Annotated in this window: 17 protein-coding genes; 1 reads left to right on the top strand and 16 read right to left on the bottom strand. The window is 68.0% G+C overall.

The window, feature by feature from the left end:
- Position 1: 1 nt before the first annotated feature.
- Together BKK79_RS32525 and BKK79_RS32520 are read right to left on the bottom strand one after the other, a co-directional pair.
- Positions 2-448 carry a DUF2149 domain-containing protein gene (locus BKK79_RS32525; protein WP_071020415.1) on the bottom strand — a complete coding sequence of 149 codons (447 nt, stop codon included), beginning with the start codon at positions 446-448 and terminating at the stop codon, positions 2-4.
- On the bottom strand, positions 448-1,104 hold the full coding sequence (locus BKK79_RS32520) for a MotA/TolQ/ExbB proton channel family protein (protein WP_071020417.1): 657 nt from the start codon (positions 1,102-1,104) through the stop codon (positions 448-450). Before BKK79_RS32520 ends, BKK79_RS32525 begins: the two co-directional genes overlap by 1 nt.
- A 667-nt stretch (positions 1,105-1,771) precedes the next feature.
- On the opposite strand from BKK79_RS32520, the gene BKK79_RS32515 reads away from it, so the two are divergent.
- Entirely contained in the window at positions 1,772-2,545 is a 774-nt protein-coding gene (locus tag BKK79_RS32515; RefSeq protein ID WP_071039906.1) for a GntR family transcriptional regulator, read from the top strand.
- Between the two features lie 100 nt (positions 2,546-2,645).
- Here the strand turns inward: BKK79_RS32515 and BKK79_RS32510 are convergent, their stop codons facing one another.
- From BKK79_RS32510 to BKK79_RS32445, 14 genes are all read right to left on the bottom strand, one after another.
- Positions 2,646-4,022, bottom strand: coding sequence for a spinster family MFS transporter (locus BKK79_RS32510; RefSeq protein WP_084085465.1), 1,377 nt, complete (start codon positions 4,020-4,022; stop codon positions 2,646-2,648).
- A gap of 92 nt (positions 4,023-4,114) precedes the next feature.
- Positions 4,115-4,402, bottom strand: a complete 288-nt coding sequence (locus BKK79_RS32505) for a hypothetical protein (RefSeq protein WP_156811492.1) — start codon at positions 4,400-4,402, stop codon at positions 4,115-4,117.
- A 53-nt stretch (positions 4,403-4,455) separates the two neighbouring features.
- Positions 4,456-4,917 (bottom strand): PaaI family thioesterase, encoded by a 462-nt coding sequence (locus tag BKK79_RS32500; RefSeq protein WP_071039905.1) that lies wholly within the window; start codon positions 4,915-4,917, stop codon positions 4,456-4,458.
- A 22-nt stretch (positions 4,918-4,939) separates the two neighbouring features.
- Complete coding sequence (locus BKK79_RS32495) at positions 4,940-5,713, bottom strand: enoyl-CoA hydratase/isomerase family protein (RefSeq protein ID WP_071020428.1); 774 nt, start codon at positions 5,711-5,713, stop codon at positions 4,940-4,942.
- Between the two features lie 21 nt (positions 5,714-5,734).
- Entirely contained in the window at positions 5,735-6,397 is a 663-nt protein-coding gene (locus tag BKK79_RS32490; protein WP_071039904.1) for an RraA family protein, read from the bottom strand.
- A 2-nt stretch (positions 6,398-6,399) separates the two neighbouring features.
- Positions 6,400-7,062, bottom strand: coding sequence for an RraA family protein (locus tag BKK79_RS32485; protein WP_071039903.1), 663 nt, complete (start codon positions 7,060-7,062; stop codon positions 6,400-6,402).
- 16 nt (positions 7,063-7,078) lie between these two features.
- On the bottom strand, positions 7,079-7,741 hold the full coding sequence (locus BKK79_RS32480; protein WP_071020437.1) for an RraA family protein: 663 nt from the start codon (positions 7,739-7,741) through the stop codon (positions 7,079-7,081).
- A 53-nt stretch (positions 7,742-7,794) separates the two neighbouring features.
- On the bottom strand, positions 7,795-8,793 hold the full coding sequence (locus BKK79_RS32475; protein WP_071020438.1) for a protocatechuate 3,4-dioxygenase: 999 nt from the start codon (positions 8,791-8,793) through the stop codon (positions 7,795-7,797).
- A gap of 16 nt (positions 8,794-8,809) precedes the next feature.
- Complete coding sequence (locus tag BKK79_RS32470; protein ID WP_071020441.1) at positions 8,810-10,054, bottom strand: CaiB/BaiF CoA transferase family protein; 1,245 nt, start codon at positions 10,052-10,054, stop codon at positions 8,810-8,812.
- A gap of 60 nt (positions 10,055-10,114) precedes the next feature.
- Positions 10,115-10,561 carry a Zn-ribbon domain-containing OB-fold protein gene (locus tag BKK79_RS32465; RefSeq protein ID WP_071040519.1) on the bottom strand — a complete coding sequence of 149 codons (447 nt, stop codon included), beginning with the start codon at positions 10,559-10,561 and terminating at the stop codon, positions 10,115-10,117.
- 5 nt (positions 10,562-10,566) lie between these two features.
- On the bottom strand, positions 10,567-11,730 hold the full coding sequence (locus tag BKK79_RS32460; protein ID WP_071020446.1) for a thiolase domain-containing protein: 1,164 nt from the start codon (positions 11,728-11,730) through the stop codon (positions 10,567-10,569).
- Positions 11,731-11,885: 155 nt separating this feature from the next.
- Positions 11,886-12,878 carry a tripartite tricarboxylate transporter substrate-binding protein gene (locus tag BKK79_RS32455; protein ID WP_071020449.1) on the bottom strand — a complete coding sequence of 331 codons (993 nt, stop codon included), beginning with the start codon at positions 12,876-12,878 and terminating at the stop codon, positions 11,886-11,888.
- Between the two features lie 84 nt (positions 12,879-12,962).
- Entirely contained in the window at positions 12,963-14,075 is a 1,113-nt protein-coding gene (locus tag BKK79_RS32450; protein ID WP_071039902.1) for an acyl-CoA dehydrogenase family protein, read from the bottom strand.
- Between the two features lie 13 nt (positions 14,076-14,088).
- Positions 14,089-15,291, bottom strand: a complete 1,203-nt coding sequence (locus BKK79_RS32445; RefSeq protein WP_071039901.1) for an acyl-CoA dehydrogenase family protein — start codon at positions 15,289-15,291, stop codon at positions 14,089-14,091.
- Positions 15,292-15,298 lie beyond the last annotated feature (7 nt).

Here is a 15,298-nt window from a genome sequence, read left to right as displayed (position 1 = left end):
TTCAGCGCGGGCCGGCAGGTGCCGCCTGCAGCGGCGCGGCGGCGGCAGAGGCGGCGGCAGAGGTGGCGGCGGCAGGCGAAGCGCCGGCCTCGGGCACGTACACCACGCTGCCGTCGGGCAGGCGGTACGCCACGCCCAGCCGCGTGCCCTCGCCCGCCTTCTGCTCGGGCGTGATGCGGCTGACCTTGATCTCCTTGCGGTTCTTCTCGGTCAAATGCAGTTCGCCGGTGCGGGGGTCGCGCTGGACCAGGGTGAACTGCGCCTCGGGGTTGAACAGCTGGGCGAGGCTGAAGGCCTGCATCAGCGCCACCATCAGGCCCACGGCAAAGACGATGGAGGCGTCGAACAGGTTGGCGACGCCGGCCAGCGGATCCTCGCGGTGGATGGAAGTCAGCTCGCCCAGCACGCGGCGGCGCCGCACGAAGCGGCGTTGCAGCGGCCGCGCCATCAGGCGGCCGCCCCCGCGCCGGCCGGCAGGGCCCGCAGCACCAGTTCGCTGAGGTTCTCCATCTCCTTCAGGTCGGCGCGTGCCCAGCGCTCGCGCGTCAGCGTCAGCACGTAGGCGATGCCACCCAGCACCAGCCCGCACACGACGGCGCCGAAGCCGACCACCAGATGGCTGACCATGCTGCCCATGTCGCCCGACAGCAGCGACTGCAGCGCCGGCCCGAGCGGGATGATGGTGCCGGCCAGCCCCAGCATGGGCGCGATGCGCACCAGGGTGCGCGACAGGTCGAGGCGGTTGGCGATGCGGATCTCCTCGCGCTGCAGCGTCTCGTCCAGCCACAGGTCGAGGTGCTCGTGCGAATCGAGCTGGGCCAGCCGTTGCTGCAGCAGGGCCCAGAAGCGTGCCAGCGAGGGAGACAGCGCGACGTCGTCGAGGCTGGCCGAGCGGCCGCTGCCGGGCGCCGGCAAGCGCGCCGCCAGCGCGTTGGCCACCGCCGGCAGGTCGGTGGCGGCGGTGTGCGCGCGCCGCCGCGCCTGCACCAGCAGCGCGCCGAGGTCGGCCAGCGACAGCGCGAACAACACCAGCAGCGCCACCGCCACCGGCCAGAAGAATGCCGTCGACAGGCGGTAGAAGATCTCGATGACGATGCTTTCCATGGGATCGCGCCTGCAGGCGGGTTCGGAGTGAGAGGCGGGCATGGCCGAGCGCCGGCCAATGGCGGTGCGCGGCTGTCCGCGGTCGGCGGGCGCGCCCGGAGCGCACCGGACATGCCGTCATGCGCCAATCCGGTGCAGCGGCCGCGCCGGCCTCCGCCCCTGCGCCGCGACGGGTCGCCATTGTAGCCAAGGCGCGCGCCGCGCGCCTACCTGATCGACGCATGTCGACGACATCGCGATACAGGGCGCTAGTGTCCTGAGTCTTGAATTCGTGGAGAACCAGGAAGCCGTTTCAAAAAAGAGTTGCTGGGTACTCAAGGCGAACCTGCAAGGCGGGCCTGCGGGCCTGCGGACCTGTTAACCTCATCCGTTGTGAGAACAGGACAGAGGGGATGGGCAAGCCGATCATCGACGGCGGATGGTGGGCACCGATCGAACCGCTTCCGCCGCCAGCAAAGCCTGCCTGGGAGACCGCCCGGGGCGGCCCGGGCCGGGCGTGCGCGCAATCCGAGGCAATACGCCACATGGGCCGTCAGGGTAGCGGATCTGCGCGGCTCACCGCGCCATCCTGCCTGGCGGTGAATGCCAAAAGATTGATTTGGTATACTCGAACCTGGCCGTGCATACGGCGAAATGCCCATCAACGACATCACTGGCATAGCACTCAATGACCTTGTCGAAAAAGCCGAGCATGGCAAGTGAAATCAAGAGCACTATTCAGGCCGAGATCGAAAGCGGGGCCTTCCCGCCCGGCGCGCTTCTGGACGAGCGCACGCTGGCAGAACGATTCAGCGTGTCGCGGACCCCGGTCCGGGAGGCGCTGCAGCAACTGGCCGTCCAGAATCTTGTCAGGATTGCTCCGCGAGTCGGAGTATTCGTCTCTCGCCTCTCCATCCCCCAATTGCGCGAAACCCTGGAGCTCCTTGCCGAACTCGAGGCCATCGCGGCCAAGTTCGCGGCCCGTCGGATGGATGACTCCCAGCGCGCCGAACTCCAGGCGCTGGCCCGGTCGTGTGAGCAAGCGTCCGCAGCGGACGACGGCAAGCAGTTCGGCAAGGCCAACGCGGCATTTCACGAGTTGATTTACGACGCCAGCCGCAACGAATACCTGTCGGAACAGATCAAGAGCATGCGGCGGCTAATGCAGCGCTACCGGCCCAAGATCTTCGGCTCCCAGGCACAGCGCCAGCGCGTGCTGGGCGAGCACCAGACGCTGGTCGACGCCATTCTGCGCGGCGACGAAGCCGCGGCGCAGGAAGCCATGCTGCATCACGCTCCCATTGGCACCACGGGCTTCTCGGAGTTCCTCTCGATGCTCCCCTCCAGCTACCTGGAGGGGGAGACAGCATCGGGCATGGCAGCAGCCACGACGACTACCGCTGCGGAGCGCCCGCGCGCCCGGCGCGGGCGCAAGCCGGCCAACCCCGTGGTCGAAGCGTAAGCCGTTCGCTGAGTTTCCCGGAACGGCCACACGGGAGCGGGAGCGCATCGCCGAGCGCTTGCGGGACCGCGCCGAACTGCCGGTCCGGCGGGTGCGGCGTTCAGCGGCGATCGATGTGGCGCGCCGCTGAAAAGTAGTGCCATGCGGACCAGACAAGGACGACGCTCATAAGCAGCAAGGCGTAGCGCAGGCCGCTGGCAGCAGCCTGTGTGCAAGCCTGAGACACCGCCCCCGCCGCAGCGTGTCCCTGTGCCCCGGCCGCACTGGCGTGGCAAGTGGCCTGGTAGCCCCCTCCCTTGACCAGGCTGGCGGCAAAGCGGTCGCTCAGCAGTCCGACGGTGGTCGGGCCCAGGCCTTGCCCGACCAGGTTCATCAACAGGAACACGAAGGCCGATGCGGTCGCGCGCATACGCGGCGTCACCAGCCCCTGCACGATCGAGAAGATCGGCCCGTTCCACACGTTCAACATGACGGTGCAGCCCAGCAGCAGGGGCACCGCCAGACGCCAGTCGGACAGGGTGAACGCCATCGCGGCCAAGGGGAATCCGAGCAGCGTCCCGATGGCCGGTACCCAGGCATACCATCGCTTGTCGCGCGCGCCCAGCGCATCGGAGAGATATCCGCCCAGCGCATTGCCAGCAATACCGCCGACCCCGACGATCAGACCGAATACCATGCCGGCCTGAGCCAGCCCCATGCCGTAGACACGAGCGAGATAGACCGGCAGGAACAGGTTGATGCCATATTGCGCAAATGCGCCGATCACGGTGCCGAGCAGCATCTGCACGAAGGTGCGGCTCGACATCAACAGATGGACCACGCTGCGCAACGGAGGAACTGCAGTGGGTGGTGCGGCGTCGACCTGCGCATGCCGAGGTTCACGCAGCGTCAACCAGGCCAGGACGGCGAGCGCGATCCCCGGCAGGCCTACGGCGAAAAAAGCGTGGCGCCAGCCGAAGTGCTGCGCCGCCCAACCACCGCCTATCGCCCCTGCCAGAACACCGATAGGCGGACCGAAGGCGTACAAAGCCAGCGCCGTCGCCCGTCTCCCCTCTGGGAACTGGTCGGCAATCAGCGAATGAGCGGTCGGGGTGCTGCCGGCCTCGCCGATGCCGACCCCCAGCCGGTAAACGAGCAAGTGCCAGAACCCCCCGGCGGTGCCGCACAGGGCGGTCATGGCCGACCAGGCCGCGATCGAGAGGGAAATGAGCATGACGCGGCTGTAGCGCTCGGCGAGGCGCGCCATGGGAATGCCCAATGCTGAGTAGAAGACCGAGAACGCCAGCCCGCCGAGCACGCCCAACTCGGCATCCGACAGGTTCATCTCCAGCTTGACGGCCTGCCCTACCACCGACAGGAAGATGCGGTCGACGAAGCTCGACGCATAGATGAGGGTCAGCAGCAACAGAAACCACGTGGAGTACAGGCCGCGCTTCGACGATCTTGTACCCGCCACCACCCCGGCCAGTTCTTTCATTTCCTTGTCTCCTTGCATTCTTCCAACGCCAGGCGCCGGTCTGCTGCCGTTGCCGACGGAACCACTCTTGCCACCCACGCGCCTTGCTTCGCTCACCCGGCGGCCTGCAAAGTATCCTGCAAGCGCCGGCAGGCAGCCCAGAACAGCGCCCGTAGCGCCGTGTCATCCACGTCAGCGACCGCCTGCCGGCACGGTGCCAGATAGCGCACCACGGGCAGGCCGAGTTCCACCGCCGACGCCATGCAAACCAGTCGGCCCCGCCCATCGGCCGCCGCCATCCAGGCATCGAACAAGCCCGACAGCGCCGCCGCATCAGTCACCGGCGCGGAGGCGGCAAGCTTCCGCGCGGCCAACAGCGCACGGCGCGTCGTGTTGCGCACGTCCCGGCGCACGTGGGCCCGCGCCCCGGCGGGCGTAGGCTCTTGACGACCGTTCACGCCGCTGCCGCGCGACGGCTATCGCCGCCGCGCACGATCATGCAGGTCGCGACGGCCGACGCCACCACGCGGCCCTCCTGCAGCAACTCGCCGGCGACGTTACAGATATCCCTGCCGCGGCGTACAAGTGTGGCACGCCCCTGCAGAGGCCCCGCCTGCGCCGCGCGCAAGAAGGACACGTTCAGGTTCAGGGTGGCGCAGGCCTCGCCCTCCCCGAGCGTGGCGGTCACCAGCATTGCCGTCACGTCGTCCAGCATGGCGCTCAGCATGCCCCCCTGAACCTGGCCTGCCGGGTTGAGGAAGGATTCCGTCGCCTGGTAGGCGGAGGTGAGCGCGCCCGCCTCCAGATCCACCGTCCCGATCTTCCCGCCCAGCAGCGTCGCCACGGGCGGCGGTGCCGCTTCGCCGCGCTGCAATCGCTTGAAATAGCCGTCCTGGCTGATACCTTCCCGGTTCATATCCAATCTCCCGCCATCGGTTTCAGCGGCCGTGAAAACGCGGCGCGCGCCTTTCCCGCCAAGCCTGCGCGCCCTCGGCCAGATCCTCCGAGGCGTCCGCCAGCGCGATATCCCGTGCGATGTCCCCCGCATCGAGCTGGCCGGCCGCGATGCGGTTCAAGTGTTTTTTCATGCCCAGCAATGCCAGCGGTGCCATGCCGGCCAGTTCCCCGCCAAGGCGCCCGGCCTCGGCTTCCAGCGCCGCGCTATCGGGCAGGAGCTTGTCGAGGAAGCCGCAGTCCAGCATCTGCTGCGCGTCGAGCTTGTCGGCGGCGAGCAGCACTCGCTTGGCCATGCCAAGCCCCAGGCGGGACACATAGCGCTCGAGCCCCCCACGATAGAACAGCAGGCCGAGCCGAGCCGCCGGCACAAACATCTCGCAGCCTGGTGCTCCGAGGCGGAAATCGCAGGCCAGCGCGAGATCGGTCGCCCCGCCGTAGACACCGCCGTTGAGTATGGCAATCGTCACAGGACGGGCCGCCTCCAGCGCCGCAGCGAGCGCCTCGAAGCGCGCACCGGCCTCGCTGCCGCCGACCTCCCCGATATTGAAGCCGCTGCAGAAATGTCGTCCCGTGCCGCGCAATCGCAGCACCAGCACGCCAGGCGCGGCATCGACCTCAGCGAGCTGCTGGCGCAGCTGTTCGAGATCCGACAGTTCGAGGCGGTTGGCCACATCAGGTCGGCGCAGGGTGATGGTGGCGATCGCACCATCGATGTCGAGCTGCGGCGGCAGGCCGCGGGGAGAGTCCGTCGTCATCTTTGTCCGCCGTCGGTGGAATCAGTGAAAGCCATAAATCTGCATGGTCGACTCACCCGCCTGCACGCGCGCGAGGATGGCCGCCTCGTCCAGTTCGCGCTGGCGCGCCTTCGCCACCACTGCCTCGGCACGCTCGCGCGCCAGCACGACTACGCCATCGGCATCGCCGACCACCAGGTCGCCCGCGGCCACGCTCACATCGCCGATCAGCACCGGCTCATTGAGCCAGCCGATGGCGCCATAGTCCTTGCCGGTCCCGCGGATGCACAAGCCACGCGCGAACACCGGAAAACCGATTTCTTCGAGCAGCACACCATCGCGCACGCAGCCGTCGATGACCAGGCCGCCGAGGCCTTTCACCTTGGCGGCGGTAGTCATGATCTCGCCCCAGTAACCATGCTCGAAGACGCCGCTGGCATGTACCACCAGCACATCGCCGGGCCGGGCGATCTCCAGCGCGCGGTGCAGCCACAGGTTGTCGCCGCCCGGTGAGTGCACGGTCAGGGCCGGGCCGCTCAGCCGGAAGGACGGGGCCACCGGCTTGATGGCACTCGGCAGGGCCCCGGCCTTGCCGCCGGCCTCATGCAGCGTGGCGGTCGGCAGCGCACGCGCCGCCTCCACCAGCGCCGGCGCTACCCGCTCGAATGCTGTCCGCGTGGTGGACGCGGCGTCGTGTTCCTTCATGCTCAGGCTCCCTTGGTCTGCAGTTGGTGATAACGGAACTGCCGGCGCGCCTCGTCGAGGCGCATGCCACCACGCACAGCCTCGCGGATCGATTCCTCGGCGCGCTCCACCGCTTCGGCGGTATCCAGCACCGCGGCCTCGTGTTCACGTGGAATGACCACCACGCCATCCGCATCACCCCGCACGATATCGCCGGGCTGCACCCGCGCGTCACCGATGTTGACCGGGACGTTGGTCGCTTCCACCTGCACGCGATCCTTACCGGTGCGCATCCAATGGCCTTTGCTGAACACCGGATAGCCCAGCTTGCGGCACAGCGCCACGTCGCGGCAGACACCGTCGATCACCGTGCCTGCGATGCCGCGGCGGTGGGCGATCTCGGTCAGGATGTCACCCCATACGGTGGCGTTGTCACGCCCGCCGTTGTCCAGCACCAGCACGCTGCCGGGCGGCACGTCGTCGATGTAGTCGCCCACCGTGCCGGGCGGATTGGCCGCCGGGCCGTACTGGAGCGTAAAGGCGCGGCCCGCCATGGCGAAGCCTTCGCCGCGCGCCTGGATGCGGTAGCACTGCCCGCCGATCCCGAGCTTGTCGAGCGCGTCGCTCAGTGTGGCGGTATCCAGCCTGCCGGCCCGTTCAATGTTGATGTCTTCTTTCTGGCTCATGATGTCCTGCTCCTCCTCAGCTCTGCAGCATGTGTTCGTAGTTGCCGCCCATGACCTCGCCAATCGGCGTCCCGGCCAGGATCGCCTTGGACATTGCAGCCTCCTTGAGCACGATGGCCTCCGCCGTTTCGAGCACGCGCTCGATGTCCTGGGACGAGATGAAGATCACCGCGCTACGGTCCGCCAGCACGTAATCGCCGGCATGAACCGTCACGTGGCCTACCTCGACGGCCACGTTGGTACCTTTCTCGACCACGCGCCCACGCGCCGTCAGCGACGTCAACCCGCGGCTGAACACCGGGAAGTCGAAGCCGATGGCTTCGTCGATATCGCGCACCGGGCCGTCGGCGACCACGCCAGCCACGCCGCGCACCTTGGCGCCCAGCGACAGTAAGCCACCCCAGCTGCCGGCCTCGACGCCGCTGCGCTGCTCGACCACGATCACGTTGTCGGGACCGGCCGCCTCGATCGCGGTGCAACCCAGATGGCGCGCCGGGCCTTCCGGTGGCGCGCCGGTGCCGAGCTTGACGGTAACGGCGCGTCCGGCGATGCGTCCGGCGCCGGAGCGCTGCGGCAGCCCTGTCACCACACCGGGAAGGCGCAATTTGTCGAGCGCATCGGAAACCGCACAGCAGTCAAGCCGGCGCAGCCGCTGCACGTGGGAATCGTATTGAGTCATGATGTGTTCTCCGTGTTCTCCGTGTTCTTTTCGATGATTGGCGCGGCCGGCGCTCAATCGAGCGTGCGCCAGGCGGCAAAGCACAGTCCGGTGCCAGTCAGGGCCGGGCTGCGGTAGCCTGGCGTGTAAGACACCCACTCGAGGTCCAGGTCCTTGACTGCCTCGACCGCAATCAGCCAGTTGCGGATCTCCGAACTGCCCGCCTGCAGTTGCTTGGGGTCGAGCGCGGCCAGGTAGGCAGTGTCCTTGCGGCGGATGGCGTCGATGATGCCCTCGTCCAGCGCTTCGTCGACGACAAAATGACTCAACCCGCCGGATGCCAGCACCCCCACGCGCAGGTCTTCCGGATAGCCCGCGATCAACTCGCGCAACGTGGCGCCGAGCTGGATACATCGCCGCGGCGTGGGCTGATTGGGCGGGTCGAAGGTGTTGACGATGACCGGCACCACGGGCAGATCAATGCCCTGCAGGTAGCGGCGGTGAATGAAGGAGAAGGCGTGGCCCTCGAACTGCCCGCGTTCGAGCCCGTCCATGGCGGCAATGTCGAAGTCGCGGTCGCAGAGTTCGCGGATCAGCCAGCGCGCCATGCCGGCTGCCACCGGATATTCGCGGTCGGCGTCCGGCTCCTGGCGCGCCATGCGCGCCTTCTTGTACCAACCGTCCGACAAGCCCTCCTCGCGCTTCGCGTTGCGGATGGTCTCGCCGTAGTAGATGGCGAAGGCCGGGTTGTTGGTAGTGCGGAACAATTCGGTCTGGTCATCGCCGACCACGAGCAGCACGTCCAGCCTCGCAGCGTGAATGCGGTCGCGCAAGGTATCCATCGCGGCTTCCGCCTGGTCGAAGCGCTCGCCCATGCGTTCCGGCGTCACCATCGCCTCGGCGTCCGGTGGCGCGATGGCCAGCAGCTTTTCGTAAGTGGTGGCGTTGCCCTCGCTGTCGTAATAGTGGGGGTTCTTCGGGTCTACCTGGCGAAAGCCATGCTGCCAGTCCTCGCGCTGGGATACCAGCATGATGCTGTGCGACGAGCCGAATGCGGCGACCAGTCTTGCCATGTCAATGTCCTTGGAGTCAAACGATGAAGCCTGCGCGCAGCTCGGCGATGCGCTCGGCGCTGTAGCCCAGCTCGGTGAGAATGCCGTCGGTGTGCTCGCCCTGCCGCGGCGCCGGGCGCGGCGGAGCTTCGCGCTGGTAACGCGACAGCCGCATCGGCTGGCCCACCAGCGAGATGTCGCCTAGTTCCGGATGCATCATCGGCCAGGCGATACCCAGGTGCCTCACCTGCGGATCGGCGAACACCTGGTCGACGCGATGGATCGGACCGCATGGAACACCGGCCGCGAGCAACCGTTCGGTCCACTCGGCGGTGGTGCGCTGCCGCAGCGCCGCCTCGACGGCAGCGTTGACCCGCTCGCGGTTCTTGACCCGCTCGGGATCCGATCCCATGCCCGGCTCCGCCACCAGCTGCGGCACGCCAAGCGCTTCGCACAGGCGCCGCCACATGGTCTGGCCGATGGCGGCGATATTCAGGTATCCATCGCTGGTGGCGAACACGCCGGTAGGCACGGTCAGCGGGTGCTCATTGCCGGTCTGCTCCGGTACATTGCCGTCGACCAGCCATTGCGCCGCCTGGAAGTCCAGCATTGCCACCTGTGCCTCCAGCAGCGAGGTCTGCACCCACTGCCCTTCGCCCGACGCCTCCCGCTCCAGCAATGCCGTCAAGATGCCCATGGCGCAGAAGTGCCCCGCGCACAGGTCAGCCAGGGGGATGCCCACCCGCATCGGCCCCTCGCCAGGCTTGCCCGTCACGCTCATCAGCCCCCCCATGCCTTGGGCAATGGAGTCGAAGCCGGGCCAGCGTGCGCAGGGACCGTCTTGGCCGAAGCCGGAGATGCTGGCATAGACCAGGCGAGGATTGACCGCGCGCAAAGCGTCGGGGCCGATGCCGAGGCGGTCCTTGACGTCCGGGCGGAAATTCTCGATGAAAACGTCGGCGCGCTTGACCAGCTCATGCAGAATCTCGCGCCCCGCTGCCGTCTTCATGTTCAGCGTCAGGCTTTCCTTGTTACGGTGCAGGTTCTCGTAGTCAGCGCGATTGTGGTCGCGCCCGCCGATCATGTCGTCGCCACCCGGCGCTCCGGGCGGGATCTCCAGCTTGATCACGCGCGCGCCCATGTCGGCGAACAAACGCATCGCGGTGGGACCGGCGCGCACGCGCGAGGCGTCGATGATGGTGAAACGCGAGAGCGCGCCTCGGCGCGGGCCTGCCTGGCCCGCCTGGCCTGCTTCTCCTGCAGCGCTGTTGTCGTCCTGCATTGGGTAACTCCGTCTTTCGTTGTCGCCGCGCCGGGCCGCTACGTGCGCCCGGCACTGGCCTCAGGCAGCGCCGGCGGGCGCGAACATCGGTACCGCGTGCCCGCCCTCGCTCTGCCGGAACACCACGCACACACGTTGGCCGATAGCGAGCTCGCGCGGATCGCAGTCGACCAGGTTGGTCATCATGGTCACGCCCTCGTCCAGCGTGACGAAGGCCAATGTGTATGCCGCCTCGGCGCGCCCCATCGTGCTGTACGAGTAGACCGTGCCGAACCCGCTGGCCTCCTGCCATACGGTGCGCTCGGACAGGCAGTGCGGACAGATGTCGCGCGGGTAGTGGTGCGGCTTGCCGCAATCCAGGCAATGCTTGAGCAGCAGGCGGCCGGCGTCGGCCGCGTCCCAGAAAGCCTGGCTCTCGGGCAGCGTGCGCGGGGCGGGGATCCTGCGCGGGCCGCCCGGGGCGGCTGGCTTGGCGGACTTTTCGGATTGTGCGTTCGTCGTGCTCATCATGTTCAGATCCTCTCCAGAATCAGCGTCGCGGCGGTGTGGCGCGATGCGAGCGCGCCACCGATGCCACTTGCCAGCGCCAGGTCGCAGTCCTTCACCTGCACCGCGGGATGCGCCTCGCCGCGCAACTGCCGCACGGCCTCGATCACCTTGGTGACGCCACCCCGGTTGGCCGGATGGTTGTTGCACAGCCCGCCGCCGTCGGTATTGAAGGGCAGCCGTCCCACGCCCGAGATCAGGCCACCATCCGCGACGAACCTGCCGCCCTCGCCCTTCTTGCAGAAGCCGAGGTCCTCTAGTTGCATCAGTACCGTGATGGTGAAGCTGTCGTACAGCGACGCATACTTGATGTCGGCCGGCGTGACGCCCGCCTCGGCGAAAGCCGCCGGCCCGGCCCAGGCGGCCGCCGACCAGGTCAGGTCGATGTCGCCGCCCCTGGCGTGCTTCGGCGCCTCGCCGGTGCCCTTGATCTTCACCAGCGGACGCTTGAGCTGCCGGGCGATCTCCGGCCGCGCGACGATCAGCGCGCCTCCGCCGTCCGACATCACGCAACAGTCGAGGCGGTGCAGCGGATCGGCGATCATCGGCGAGTTGACCACGTCCTCCACCGTCACCACATTGCGCAGCATGGCGTCAGGGTTGTGCTGGGCGTGGTGGGAGGCTGCCACCTTGATCCATGCCAGCTGCTCGCTGGTGGTGCCGAACTCATGCATGTGGCGCCGGGCCACCATGCCATACAGATTCTGGGTGGCAGGACCGAACGGCAGTTCGAACGCCACGTCGGGTGCGTCCGAATCCGGCGCCTTCAGGGCCAGCGCCGCGCCCGCCGCGCGCGGGCGCCCTGCCAGCGTGATCAGCGCCACGTTGCAGCGGCCGGCGGCAATCGCCTCCGCGGCATGCGCCACATGCAGGATCGGCGCTGAGCCACCGCATTCGGTGGAATCGACGTGGCGCACTTTCAAGCCGAGGTACTCGACCATGGTGGTAGTGCCGAGGCCGGGTGCGTCGCCGGCGCAGAAGTAGCCGTCGATGTCGCTGGCAGACAAGCCGGCGTCGGCCAGCGCCCCCTTGGCGACGTCGGCGTGCAGGCGTGCGACCGAAAGCTCGTCGGCCTTGCGGGTCGGGTGCTCGTAGGCACCCACGATGTATGCGGATCCGTTCAGACTCATGATGATTGCAGAGGTCGGGGGACAGGCAGGCCAGCCACCGCGGTGAAGTCGATCGGTGCCTGCCGCGGACGACCCGATGTCACCCGCAGGGCAAGGCTTCGACCTGCATCACCAACGATTCGGCGGACCTGGCGGCGCGCAAGCGCGCCTCGGTTTCATTGCTCGGGCGTGAATCCACTCGCCTTGATCACAGGGCCCCAGTAGGCCAGCTCACTACGCTGGAGCCGATCGAGTTCGGCAGCGGGACGGAAATCAGGGTGCTGCGTGGCGTTCTGCGTCAGGGTGTGCTGGACTTCCGGCATTGCCAGCACCTTGCCTAGTGCCGCCTGCATGCGCTCGATCTCGGCCTTCGGCGTACGCGCCGGTGCCCAGACGGCCGCCCACGCCTCAGCAGCGTCGACCTTGACCCCCTGCTCGGCCACAGTCGGTACCTCCGGCATCAGCGGCGAGCGCTTAGCGGCGAACACGCCGATTACCTTGACCCTGCCGCTGCGCTGGTGCGGGAGAATGTCGCCCGCCGTCATGACCGCCGCGGCAAGCTGGCCGCCGAGCAGATCCGTGGTGAGCGGTCCATTGCCTTTGTAGGGGACGACATTGAGCGCCACACCCGCCGCCTTGCCGAACTGCAGCCCGGTGAAGTGCGTCTGTCCACCCAGTCCCGCGGTGCCGAACACAGCCTCCTTCGGGTGAGCCTTGACCCAGGCCACGTACTCATTGACATTGCTGACGCCCACCCGCGTGCTGACGACCAACGCCAGCGGATAAGACACGACCATCGCGACCGGTGCCAGATCGGTCAGCAGGTCGTAGCGCAGCGCGGCCGGCGGGTAGAGTAGGGTCGGGAAGATCGCCGTGGCGTTGGGTGCGACCATGTAGGTCGAGCCGTCGGGCGTACTGTTCTTCAGCATGCCGGTAGCCAGCCGGCCGCCCGCGCCCGGTCGGTTGTCGACCACCACGGGCTGGTCGAGGACGATGCGCAGCTTGTCGGCCAGGATGCGCGCCACCGTGTCGGTCGAGCCGCCCGGCGGGAATCCCACCAACAGCCGGATCGGCTGCCGCTCCTGAGCGGCTGTCATCGCGGCCCACCCGATGCCCAGTCCGGCCGCGAGGACGATCCCGGCGCGGCGTAGCTTGCTGAAAATGGCCATCTGCTGTCTCCTTGCGTCTGTCTCTCGACGCTTTGGCTGTTGTCGATCTTGTCTTTCCGCGCGCGCCCAGCGATGCAGCGGAACCTAGGACGCCGCGGCGAAGCGGTCCAGGTGATATGAGGCATCGCCGAACAGTTGGCCGATCACCAGCAGCCGCTTGGCGTAGTGGCCGACGCGGCATTCGTCGGTCATGCCCATGGCGCCATGCATCTGGATCGCCCACTCGCCGACCTGACGTCCTGCCTGGCCGGCCACCACCTTGGCGGCGGAGACCAGGCGGCGGCGCAGCGCCGGCTCACCGGCATCCACCGCCATCGCCGCGGCGCAAGCCATCGACTTGCACTGTTCGAGCGCGATCAGCATGTCGGCGACGCGATGCTGCAACACCTGGAACCTGGCCAGTAGAGCGCCGAACTGCTTGCGTGTTCTGAGTTGCTCGGCGCTCAGGTCGATCAGCGCTTGCAGCGCGCCAGCGGCTTCCGCGCACAGCGCGGCGTTGACTCGGTCGGCCGTGGCTTCGATGCCAGGCAATGCCCCGCCCACCTCGCCCAGTACATCTCCGGCCGTCAGCGCCACGCCTCGCAGCGTCACGCTGGCCGCGCGGCGGCCATCCAGCGTGGCAAAGTCCTGCACTTCGACACCCGGCGCTCCGGCCTCGACCACGAACAAGGTCGGGCCGCCGCCCTCCACCTGCGCCGACACGATCAGCAGTTGCGCCGCGGCGCCATCCAGGACCAGTGTCTTGCCGCCTTCGAGCACCCAGCCCGAACCCTGGCGGCGGGCCTGTGTGGCGGGGCGGCGGTAGTCGTAGCGTGCGCCGGCCTCGTGCAGGGCCAGCGCGGCGCGCGCCCCGCCGCTGGCCAGCGCAGGCAGCCAGCGCTCGCGCTGCGCCGCACTGCCGAGCTGGTCCAGCAATTGGCCGGCGGCCACCACACTGGAGAGCCAGCCGATACCGCCAAGCGCCCGCCCGAGTTCCTGCGCCACCAGCATCGATTCCACCGCGCCCAGACCGCTGCCACCCACGTCGGTACCCAGCGGAAGCCCGAGCAGACCCAGCTCCGCCATGCCTTGCCAGCGCCGCGCGGCCACCTCGGCGGGCTCGTCGTCGCCGCGCTGGTGCGCGGGATACTCGCCGTCGCAAAAGCGCCGCACGGCGTCCTGCAGGGCAATGTGTTCGTCGTTCAGAGAAAAGTCCATGTTCGGTCAGTGGTCAGGCTGCAAGGAAGGCCTTGCTGATCAGGTTGCGCTGCACTTCATTGACGCCGCCGTAGATCGACAGCTTGCGCGCGTCCAGGTAGTTGGCCGCCAACGCGGCCAGTTCCGGCGGCACCGGCGCGCCCTCCCGCTCCAGGCCGGCGGCCTCGAGCAGGTTGCCTTCGCGATCGAACGGCACCGCGCCCGGGCCGGCGATGTCCACCAGCAGCGCATGGATGCCCTGGCGCAACTCAGTGCCACGCACCTTCAGCATCGAGGCCTCGACCGCCGGCACCCGACTGCTCTGGTTGGCGCTGAGCAGGCGCAGCGCGGTGAACTCCAGCGCCATCACCTCGATCTCGAACTGCGCCAGCTTCGATGCCAGCACCGCGTCATGGCCCAGCCCCTGTGCTTGCGCGAGCCGGCGCGCCCGCGCCAGTTGCTGCTTGCACGAGCCGATGCCGGCAATGCCGGTACGCTCATGGCCGAGCAGGTACTTGCCATACGACCAGCCCTTGTTGCGTTCGCCGACGAGGTTCTCCACCGGCACGCGCACGTTGTCGAGAAAACACTCGTTGAGGTCGGTACCCCCCTCCAGCATGCGGATCGGACGCACCGTCACGCCGGGCGAGGCCATGTCGATCAGCAGGAAAGAGATGCCTTCCTGTGGCTTGGCCGCGTCGGGATCGGTGCGCACCAGGGCGAACATCATCGAGCACCAGTGCGCGTACGAGGTCCATACCTTGTGGCCGTTGACGACGAAGTGCTTGCCGTCCGGCTCCAGCACGGCAGTGGTCCGCAGCGTTGCCAGGTCGGATCCCGCCCCCGGTTCGGAGAATCCCTGCGCCCACCAGGTATTGCTGCGGCGGATATCGGGCAGGTACTTTGCCTTCTGCTCCGGGGTGCCGAAGGCGATCAGTACCGGTCCCAGCATTTGGATACCACTGGCGATGATGCGCGGCGCGTTGCCGAGCATGGTTTCCTCATCGAAGATGTAGCGCTGCACGTGGTTCCAACCGGGACCGCCGTGCTCGACCGGCCAGCCCGGCGTGAGCCAGCCGCGCGACTCCAGGATGCGGAACCACGTCACATAGTCCAGATGCTCCAGGCGCAGGCCCAGTTCGACCTTTCGCTTGATATCGGCGGGCAGGTTCTCGCGCACGAAGGCGCGCACTTCCTGGCGGAATGCCTCGTCGGCGGCGGAAAATTCGAGCTTCATTGCGTTG

The sequence above is a fragment of the Cupriavidus sp. USMAA2-4 genome, from assembly GCF_001854305.1.
GTDB classification, from domain to species: domain Bacteria; phylum Pseudomonadota; class Gammaproteobacteria; order Burkholderiales; family Burkholderiaceae; genus Cupriavidus; species Cupriavidus malaysiensis.
The sequence above is the reverse complement of the archived record's forward strand: the minus strand, read 5'-3'. Positions and strand labels throughout refer to the sequence as shown.

What these genes read in the sequence shown, in the direction of transcription:
- BKK79_RS32525 (WP_071020415.1), bottom strand. Translation starts at nt 448, where the DNA reads ATGGCGCGGCCGCTGCAACGCCGCTTCGTGCGGCGCCGCCGCGTGCTG.
- BKK79_RS32520 (WP_071020417.1), bottom strand. Translation starts at nt 1,104, where the DNA reads ATGGAAAGCATCGTCATCGAGATCTTCTACCGCCTGTCGACGGCATTC.
- BKK79_RS32515 (WP_071039906.1), top strand. Translation starts at nt 1,772, where the DNA reads ATGACCTTGTCGAAAAAGCCGAGCATGGCAAGTGAAATCAAGAGCACT.
- BKK79_RS32510 (WP_084085465.1), bottom strand. Translation starts at nt 4,022, where the DNA reads ATGAAAGAACTGGCCGGGGTGGTGGCGGGTACAAGATCGTCGAAGCGC.
- BKK79_RS32500 (WP_071039905.1), bottom strand. Translation starts at nt 4,917, where the DNA reads ATGAACCGGGAAGGTATCAGCCAGGACGGCTATTTCAAGCGATTGCAG.
- BKK79_RS32495 (WP_071020428.1), bottom strand. Translation starts at nt 5,713, where the DNA reads ATGACGACGGACTCTCCCCGCGGCCTGCCGCCGCAGCTCGACATCGAT.
- BKK79_RS32490 (WP_071039904.1), bottom strand. Translation starts at nt 6,397, where the DNA reads ATGAAGGAACACGACGCCGCGTCCACCACGCGGACAGCATTCGAGCGG.
- BKK79_RS32485 (WP_071039903.1), bottom strand. Translation starts at nt 7,062, where the DNA reads ATGAGCCAGAAAGAAGACATCAACATTGAACGGGCCGGCAGGCTGGAT.
- BKK79_RS32480 (WP_071020437.1), bottom strand. Translation starts at nt 7,741, where the DNA reads ATGACTCAATACGATTCCCACGTGCAGCGGCTGCGCCGGCTTGACTGC.
- BKK79_RS32475 (WP_071020438.1), bottom strand. Translation starts at nt 8,793, where the DNA reads ATGGCAAGACTGGTCGCCGCATTCGGCTCGTCGCACAGCATCATGCTG.
- BKK79_RS32470 (WP_071020441.1), bottom strand. Translation starts at nt 10,054, where the DNA reads ATGCAGGACGACAACAGCGCTGCAGGAGAAGCAGGCCAGGCGGGCCAG.
- BKK79_RS32465 (WP_071040519.1), bottom strand. Translation starts at nt 10,561, where the DNA reads ATGAGCACGACGAACGCACAATCCGAAAAGTCCGCCAAGCCAGCCGCC.
- BKK79_RS32460 (WP_071020446.1), bottom strand. Translation starts at nt 11,730, where the DNA reads ATGAGTCTGAACGGATCCGCATACATCGTGGGTGCCTACGAGCACCCG.
- BKK79_RS32455 (WP_071020449.1), bottom strand. Translation starts at nt 12,878, where the DNA reads ATGGCCATTTTCAGCAAGCTACGCCGCGCCGGGATCGTCCTCGCGGCC.
- BKK79_RS32450 (WP_071039902.1), bottom strand. Translation starts at nt 14,075, where the DNA reads ATGGACTTTTCTCTGAACGACGAACACATTGCCCTGCAGGACGCCGTG.
- BKK79_RS32445 (WP_071039901.1), bottom strand. Translation starts at nt 15,291, where the DNA reads ATGAAGCTCGAATTTTCCGCCGCCGACGAGGCATTCCGCCAGGAAGTG.